Below are 7,032 nucleotides of genomic sequence, written 5' to 3' on the forward strand. Positions count from 1 at the left end.
GAGCGTGGCGGGTGGTGCCGCTCCCGCGCCGCTCGGCGGCGAGGGCGGGGCGGTGGCGCCGGGGGCCGGCGCGGTCACCGCTCGCGGGATCGTCGTGCGCCGCCGGTCCGCCGTCCTCCTCGCGGGCCCGGTGTCCCTGACGTTCCCGCCGGGCGGCCGCACCGCGCTGCTCGGCCCCTCGGGGTCGGGGAAGACCACCTTCGCCCGCGTCCTCGCCGGGCTCACCGCGCCGACCTCCGGCGAGGTCCGTGTCGACGGGACACCGCTGCCCGCCCGGATCGACCGCCGCACGTCCGCGCAACGCCGAGTCGTCCAGTACGTGCACCAGAACAGCGCCGACTCCTTCGAGCGGCACCGGCCCCTGCTGGACCAACTCGCCGCCACCGCCGTCCTGTTGCGCGGTCTGCCGCCGGAGAAGGCGCGGGCCGAGGCCGTCGGCGCGGCGGCCGCCCTCGGGCTGGAGGCCGAGCTGCTGCACCGCACCCCCGACCGGCTCTCCGGCGGGCAGTTGCAGCGCTGCGCCCTGGTCAGGGCCCTGACCGCGCACCCGGCGCTGCTGGTGTGCGACGAGGTGACGTCGGCCCTGGACAGCGCCTCCCGCGAACGCGTCCTCGCCGCGCTGCCCGAGCTGCTCGCGCCCGCGACGACGGCCCTGCTGCTCATCAGCCACGACGTGTCCGCCGTCCGCGCGGTGGCCCGCGAGGCGGTCGTGTTCGACGACGGGCGGCCCGTCCGGCACGGCCCGGTCGGCGAGGTGCTCTCGTCCCTGGAGTCCGAGGACGCCCGCGCGGCGCCGCGAGCCTCCGGGAAGCGGGGGGTTCGCTGACCCGGGCCGTCGGGGGAGGGAGGTCCTCGCCCGTGATCCGGGACCGGCGCTACCCGCCGTGTGTCGAACGGACGTGGAACAGGCGCGGCTGGACGTCCGTCGCGATGGCCGCGGCCTGGTCCATGTGGACGCGGGCCTCGGGGTCGGCCAGCATCGCGCGGTAGTGCCCCTCGCTCTCCCACTGGGCGTAGTTGATCACGCGTTCGCCGTCGTGCGAGGCGTGGAAGTTGGCGCAGACGAAGCCGGGCCGGTGCCTCATCGTCTCCTCGGTGGCGCGGGCGAGGAGCGCGAGCAGCTCGGCCTGCCGGTCGGGCGGGACGGTGAAGACGTTGATGAGGGTGGCCACCGGGCGGGTGCTGTCGATCTGTGCGGTAACGGTCATGATCGTATTTCTCCCCTTACCCGGGTCGCGGGCGGCGTGTCCCCGCGGACGTTCCTCCCATCGGACCAGCCGCCGCGCGCTCCGGAGACGTCCCGGACGCGCTCCCCGGGGCCGTCCCGCCCCCACGTCCCTCACACCGCCTACGCCGTCGCCGCGACCGGGTGCAGCGCGGCGCGCTCCAGCGGTGCCGAGGGGTCGACGGAGAGGTCGAGCGGCGCGGGTGCGGCCCCGGCCCGGACGAGGAGGTCGCCCACCGCCGCGATCATCGCCCCGTTGTCCGTGCACAGTCCCGGCGGCGGCACCCGCAGCGCGATCCCGGCCGCCCGGCACCGTTCCTCCGCCAGCGACCGCACCCGCGAGTTGGCGGCCACCCCGCCCACCACCACGAGCGTCCCGACACCGTGGTCGCGGCAGGCGGCGACCGCCTTGCGGGTCAGCACGTCGGCGACCGCCTCCTGGAGCGCCGCGGCCCCGTCGGCCACCGGCAGCTCCCGGCCCGCGTACCCCTCGGCCCAGCGGGCGGCGGCCGTCTTCAGCCCGGAGAAGGAGAAGGCGTACGGGGCGTCGCGGGGGCCGGTGAGGGGGCGGGGAGGGCGACGGCGCGCGGATCGCCCTCCCGGGCCGCGCGGTCGACGGCGGGGCCGCCGGGGTACGGCAGGCCGAAGACCCGCGCGACCTTGTCGAAGCACTCCCCGGCCGCGTCGTCGAGGGTGTCCCCGAGGTGGACGATCGGATCGCGGGCGAGGTCCCTGACGAGGAGCAGCGACGTGTGGCCGCCGGAGACGATCAGCACCACGCACGGGTCGGGCAGCGGGCCGTGCTCCAGGGTGTCGGCGGCGACATGACCGGCGAGGTGGTGGACGCCGTGCAGCGGCACCCCGAGCGCGTGGGCGAGCGCCTTGGCCCCGGCCACGCCGACCTGGAGGGCGCCGGACAGGCCAGGTCCCGTCGTCACCGCCACCGCGCCGACGTCGGACAGCCGCAGCCCCGCCCGGTCCAGCGCCCGCCGGATCGCCGGGCGGAGCGCGTGCAGGTGCGCCCGGGAGGCGATCTCCGGGACGACACCGCCGTACCGGGCGTGCTCGTCCATGCTCGACGCGACCGCGTGCCCCAGCAGTCTCCCGTCCCTGACCAGCCCGGCGCCGGTCTCGTCGCACGACGACTCGATGCCCAGCACGATCGGAGAACCCATCGCAAGCCTTTCTGCACTGAACAAGCTATTGCGCATAGTGTGCAATAAGACGTCCGGCTGGGGAAACCCGAGCCGGTGCCGCGACGCGCCCGCAGGGTGACGGCCGCCGGGTCAGGGGGAGATCGTCCAGCCCGGCGCGGTCCTCGCCCAGGCCGTGTCCCACCCGGCGAGGTTGCGCCGCTCGATCCGCCGTCCGGCGACGCGGTAGACGGCCGCGCCGCCCAGGGGCACGGACAGCGCGGCGACGAGGGCGCAGCCCAGGGAGTGGTTGCGGACCTGCTCGGGGGTGAGCGGCGGGCCGGTCGGCTCGCCGCCCGCGTCCAGCCAGACGGGGACGGTGCTGCCCGCGGGCAGCGAGGGCGGGACGTCGGCGCGCCCGGTGCGGAGGTGTCCCCGCGGGTCGGTGAAGCGGACCTGCACCGTGTACAGGGCCTTCGCCGCCTCGTCCGAGCCCGGCTCCGGATGACGCGGCGCGTCCCGCAGGAGGACGGCGGGCACGGCGTGCCGGGTGGCCGCCTGGTGCCGCGCCCTCTCCTCGTAGTGCCGGTGCGCGGCCTTCCCGGCCAGGACCGTGACGACGGGGACGGCGGCCAGCACGCCCGCGGCGAGCCCGACGGCGATCCACCCCTGCGCGGCGTCCGCGCGGCGGCGCAGGGGGTTGCTCCGCAGCCGCCACAGCAGCAGGCGGGGGAGGTCATCGGGCTCCGGTTCGGGGGGTTCCGCGCGGACCACGGTGTCTCTCCTCTCCTGGCGGCGCCGACGCGCCGCCGGGGTCGATGCCGGTCGGACGGGGTGCTGACGCGGACCTCAGACGGGTCCGGGAAGCGGGTGCGCGGCGTCGTCCGGCCACTCGGCGCGGGGGTGGGCGCGAAGACCGCGCAGGAGCCGCGCCGCGCCGCGGACCGCCGCCGTGTGCGGGGCGGGCACCGGCCGGACGGGGGAGTGCAGCCGGTCGACGAGGCGGTAGGTGATGTCCGGACGCAGGGCGCCCCCGCCGGCGAGCAGCACGCCCCGCCGGAGGGCGTCGGGCATCTCGGTCGTGGAGTCCTGCTCCAGCATCGCGGTGACCAGGTCGACGACCGTGTCGGCGATCCGCACGGGCGGGGTGTGGCGGTCCAGATCGCAGGTGCCCAGCGCCGCGAGCCGGGCGTCGACGACCGCGCCGTCGGACAGCAGCGTCACCTCCGTCAGGTGCGCGCCGAGGTCCACGACCAGCAGCGGCAGCGTCAGGTCGGCCTCCGCCGCCGTCGCCACGGCGCGCGCGGCGGGCACGGAGAGCACCGCGCGCGGACGCAGGACCTCGACGGCGGCGCGGGCCGCCGTCCGGTAGGCGACCTTGCCCAGGACCGGCGTCGCCAGCACGATCAGCGGACGGCCCGTCCGGGGCAGGCGGTTGCCGAGCACCCGGTCGAGCATCCGCGCCGTTCCCGGCACGTCGACGATGGCGCCGCGCTGGACGGGGTACACCGATCCGGCGCCGGGGAAGGTCACCGTGGGCACGTCGAGGATCGCGCGCCGCCCGGAGAGCCAGGCGCGGGTGCGGGCGCTGCCCAGGTCGAGGGCGATGCCAGGACCCCGTCCTGACCAGGGCAGGGAGCGGCGCGGACGGCGCTGGGCGGTCACCGGCCGACCTCCCTGACCTGCTGGCAGCGGGCGCAGAAACGGGCCTGCGGCACGATCAGCAGCCGGTCGCGGGCGATCGGCCCCCGGCACAGGTGGCAGACGCCGTAGCCGCCCTTGTCCATCCGGGTGAGGGCGTCCTCGACGTCGGTGAGGACCATGCGGGCGGAGGCGGCCAGCGCGGCGCGGACCTCGGCCCGCGAGGGGTCCGCGGGTCCGGGCGGCGCGTCGGCGCGGTCCGGCGCGGTCCGCGAGAGCTGCTGCAACTGCTCGCGGCGGAAGAGACGCTGCTCGCGCAGGCCGGCGCGCAGCACGGCCAGGTCGTCGGCCGACAGGGCCGCGCCATCGGCGTCGGCGATCTGATGGTTCACCACTTCACCCCTCGGGCAGGGCGGGAGACGGAGGGCGGACGGACGTCAGACCTGCCGGCGCTGGCAGGGGACGCAGAGGCTGGTGTACGGCAGGATCTCCAGGCGCTCCACCGGGATCGCCTTCGCGCAGCCGCGGCAGCTTCCGTAGCTGCCGTCCTGGACCCGGGCGAACGCCGCCTCGATCTCGCCGAGGACCCGGCGGACGGTCTCCCTCTGCGCGGACATCACCTGCTCCCCCTCGGTCGACCCGGCCTCGTCGAGGGCCCGGAGCTGGGCGAGCCGGGAGGCGCGTTCGTGTTCGAGGCGCTGGCGGGCCTCGTGGGCGGTCAGCCGTCCCGGGCCGGGTTCGGTCCTTGGCGTGTCGAGCGACATGGCGGTTCCTTTGTCCGAGGGGGCGCGTCGCGCCGGACGTTCGTCCGGGTCGGGGTCCGCGACGCACGGGAGGTCCGGAGCGCGTTCGGGGCGCTCCGGACGCCTCCATCGTGGTCCGGGGGCGGCGCGAAACCCATCGGGCGCGATGCCCATTCGGGCGCCGGCCCACGGCCCCTCGCGCCATGGGCAGTCCACCGCCCGGAGATGGGCAGTGGAGCCCATCGACACCGCGCGGCGGGAGCGGGCAGGCTTGGCGCGGGTGGGACGAGGCCGGGGGCTGAGACTCACGCTCGGTGACCGACACTGGAGACAACGACGTGTCGAGAAGAGAAAGGCGTCGTCCTGGTGTCCCTGTTCTGGCGGGTCTTCGCGCTCAACGCGGTGGTGCTCGGCATCGCCACCGCGCTGCTGCTGTGGGCCCCGGTGACCGTGTCCGTCCCGGTGGTGCTGACCGAGGCGATGATCCTGGTGGCCGGTCTGGTCGTCATGCTGGTCGCCAACGCGGCGCTGCTGCGCATGAGTCTGGCCCCGCTCGACCGCCTCACCCGGCTGATGACCACCGTGGACCTGCTGCGGCCCGGCCAGCGGCTGCCCGCGCACGGCCGCGGGAAGACCGCCCGGCTGATCCGCAGCTTCAACGCCATGATCGAGCGCCTCGAACGCGAACGGGCCACCAGCAGCGCCCGCGTCATGACCGCCCAGGAGGCGGAGCGCCGCCGGATCGCCCAGGAACTGCACGACGAGGTCGGCCAGACCATGACCGCGATCCTGCTGTCCCTGGAACGGGCGGCCGACGAGGCCGACGAGCCGCTGCGGGGCGAGCTGCGGCAGGCGCAGGAGATCACCCGGGGCAGCCTGGACGAACTGCGCCGCCTGGTACGGCGACTGCGCCCCGGCGTGCTGGAGGACCTCGGTCTGGTCAGCGCGCTGACCTCGCTCACCACTGAGTTCGCCACCCACGCGGGACTGCACGTGGTGCGCGGCTTCGACGCCGGTCTCCCCGCGCTCGACCAGCAGACCGAACTCGTCGTCTACCGCGTCGCCCAGGAGGCGCTGACCAACGCGGCCCGGCACGCCGAGGCCGACCGCGTCGAGGTGACCCTGCGCCACACCGGCGACGCGGTGGAGCTTGCCGTCGTCGACGACGGACGCGGCACCGGGGCCGCCCGCGAGGGCGCCGGGATCCGCGGCATGCGGGAACGGGCCCTGCTGATCGGGGCCGCCCTCGACCTCACCTCCCAGAGCCGGGCCGGTACGCGGGTCCGGCTGACCGTGCCCGTACCCAGGAAGCAGCCATGACCGTGCCCGACACCCCCGTGATCCGTGTCCTCCTCGCCGACGACCACGGGCTGCTCCGACGCGGCGTGCGCCTCATCCTCGACCGCGAACCGGACATCGAGGTGGTCGCCGAGGCCGGTGACGGCGCCGAGGCCGTGGAGCTGGCCCGCGCCCACGAGGTCGACCTGGCGGTCCTCGACATCGCCATGCCCCGGATGACCGGTCTCCAGGCGGCGCGCGAACTCGCCGCCCTCAAGCCCCAGGTACGGGTGCTGATGCTGACCATGCACGACAACGAGCAGTACTTCTTCCAGGCGCTGAAGGCCGGGGCCAGCGGCTACGTGCTGAAGTCCGTCGCCGACCGCGACCTGGTGGCCGCCTGCCGGGGCGCCGTGCGCGACGAGCCGTTCCTCTACCCGGGCGCCGTCACCGCGCTGATCCGCAACTACCTCGACCGGGTCCGCCACGGCGAGGAGGTGCCCGACCAGGTGCTGACCGCGCGTGAGGAGGAGGTCCTCAAGCTCGTCGCCGAGGGGCACTCCTCCAAGGAGATCGCCGAGCTGCTGTTCATCAGCATCAAGACCGTCCACCGGCACCGGGCCAACCTGCTGCACAAGCTCGGCCTGCGCGACCGGCTCGAACTCACCCGCTACGCCATCCGCGTCGGCCTCATCGAGGCCTGACCCGACCGCCCCGCGCGCCACCGGGGCACCCACTCCTTCCGGCCGACCGCCACCGACACGCGCAGAGGACGGGCATGGCACGCTCCCCGCACACCGCCTCGCGCACCGGGACGGCGGTCACCGCCATGGCGCGGGCCGTGCTGCTCGCGCTCCTGCTCACGCTGCTCGGCACGTCCGCCGACCCCGGCGGGCACCGGCCCGCCCCGGACGTCACGGCGCTCGCCGCCGTCGCCGGTCCGGCGCACGACGTGCTCGCCGCGGACGACGCGGACCGCGCCGTGCCCGCGGCGCACCGCGTCCAGGGCGAG

9 protein-coding genes and 1 pseudogene are annotated in these 7,032 nt (G+C 75.9%); 4 read left to right on the top strand and 6 right to left on the bottom strand.

Annotated elements, in window-relative coordinates; translation table 11 throughout:
• Positions 1 to 826, top strand: an 826-nt coding sequence (locus tag GA0115242_RS17865) for an ATP-binding cassette domain-containing protein (RefSeq protein WP_141721626.1), incomplete at its 5' end; no start/stop codon positions are given.
• Positions 827 to 875: 49 nt separating this feature from the next.
• Here the strand turns inward: GA0115242_RS17865 and GA0115242_RS17870 are convergent.
• The 6 genes and pseudogenes from GA0115242_RS17870 to GA0115242_RS17895 form a co-directional block, all read right to left on the bottom strand.
• Positions 876 to 1,208 carry an antibiotic biosynthesis monooxygenase gene (locus tag GA0115242_RS17870; RefSeq protein ID WP_093829609.1) on the bottom strand — a complete coding sequence of 111 codons (333 nt, stop codon included), beginning with the start codon at positions 1,206 to 1,208 and terminating at the stop codon, positions 876 to 878.
• A gap of 140 nt (positions 1,209 to 1,348) precedes the next feature.
• A pseudogene (gene tsaD / locus GA0115242_RS17875) lies at positions 1,349 to 2,400 on the bottom strand (tRNA (adenosine(37)-N6)-threonylcarbamoyltransferase complex transferase subunit TsaD).
• Positions 2,401 to 2,511: 111 nt separating this feature from the next.
• On the bottom strand, positions 2,512 to 3,132 hold the full coding sequence (locus GA0115242_RS17880) for an Rv1733c family protein (protein ID WP_093829611.1): 621 nt from the start codon (positions 3,130 to 3,132) through the stop codon (positions 2,512 to 2,514).
• 75 nt (positions 3,133 to 3,207) lie between these two features.
• The gene (locus GA0115242_RS17885; RefSeq protein ID WP_093829613.1) at positions 3,208 to 4,023 is read right to left on the bottom strand and encodes a rod shape-determining protein; all 816 of its coding nucleotides are present in this window, start codon (positions 4,021 to 4,023) and stop codon (positions 3,208 to 3,210) included.
• Complete coding sequence (locus tag GA0115242_RS17890) at positions 4,020 to 4,394, bottom strand: TraR/DksA family transcriptional regulator (protein ID WP_093829615.1); 375 nt, start codon at positions 4,392 to 4,394, stop codon at positions 4,020 to 4,022. Before GA0115242_RS17890 ends, GA0115242_RS17885 begins: the two co-directional genes overlap by 4 nt.
• A 42-nt stretch (positions 4,395 to 4,436) precedes the next feature.
• Entirely contained in the window at positions 4,437 to 4,763 is a 327-nt protein-coding gene (locus GA0115242_RS17895; protein ID WP_093829617.1) for a TraR/DksA family transcriptional regulator, read from the bottom strand.
• Between the two features lie 345 nt (positions 4,764 to 5,108).
• On the opposite strand from GA0115242_RS17895, the gene GA0115242_RS17900 reads away from it, so the two are divergent.
• From GA0115242_RS17900 to GA0115242_RS17910, 3 genes are all read left to right on the top strand, one after another.
• A complete protein-coding gene (locus GA0115242_RS17900) occupies positions 5,109 to 6,062 on the top strand; it encodes a sensor histidine kinase (protein ID WP_093829619.1) in 954 nt (317 codons plus the stop codon).
• Positions 6,059 to 6,724, top strand: a complete 666-nt coding sequence (locus GA0115242_RS17905; RefSeq protein ID WP_093829621.1) for a response regulator — start codon at positions 6,059 to 6,061, stop codon at positions 6,722 to 6,724. The genes GA0115242_RS17900 and GA0115242_RS17905 overlap by 4 nt, the downstream gene beginning before the upstream one ends.
• A 74-nt stretch (positions 6,725 to 6,798) precedes the next feature.
• Positions 6,799 to 7,032 (top strand): hypothetical protein (locus GA0115242_RS17910; protein ID WP_202555460.1); only part of this gene is annotated, 234 nt, incomplete at its 3' end.

The organism is Streptomyces sp. SolWspMP-5a-2 (genome assembly GCF_900091845.1).
GTDB lineage: Bacteria > Actinomycetota > Actinomycetes > Streptomycetales > Streptomycetaceae > Streptomyces > Streptomyces doudnae.

What these genes read in the sequence shown, in the direction of transcription:
- GA0115242_RS17870 (WP_093829609.1), bottom strand. Translation starts at nt 1,208, where the DNA reads ATGACCGTTACCGCACAGATCGACAGCACCCGCCCGGTGGCCACCCTC.
- GA0115242_RS17895 (WP_093829617.1), bottom strand. Translation starts at nt 4,763, where the DNA reads ATGTCGCTCGACACGCCAAGGACCGAACCCGGCCCGGGACGGCTGACC.
- GA0115242_RS17905 (WP_093829621.1), top strand. Translation starts at nt 6,059, where the DNA reads ATGACCGTGCCCGACACCCCCGTGATCCGTGTCCTCCTCGCCGACGAC.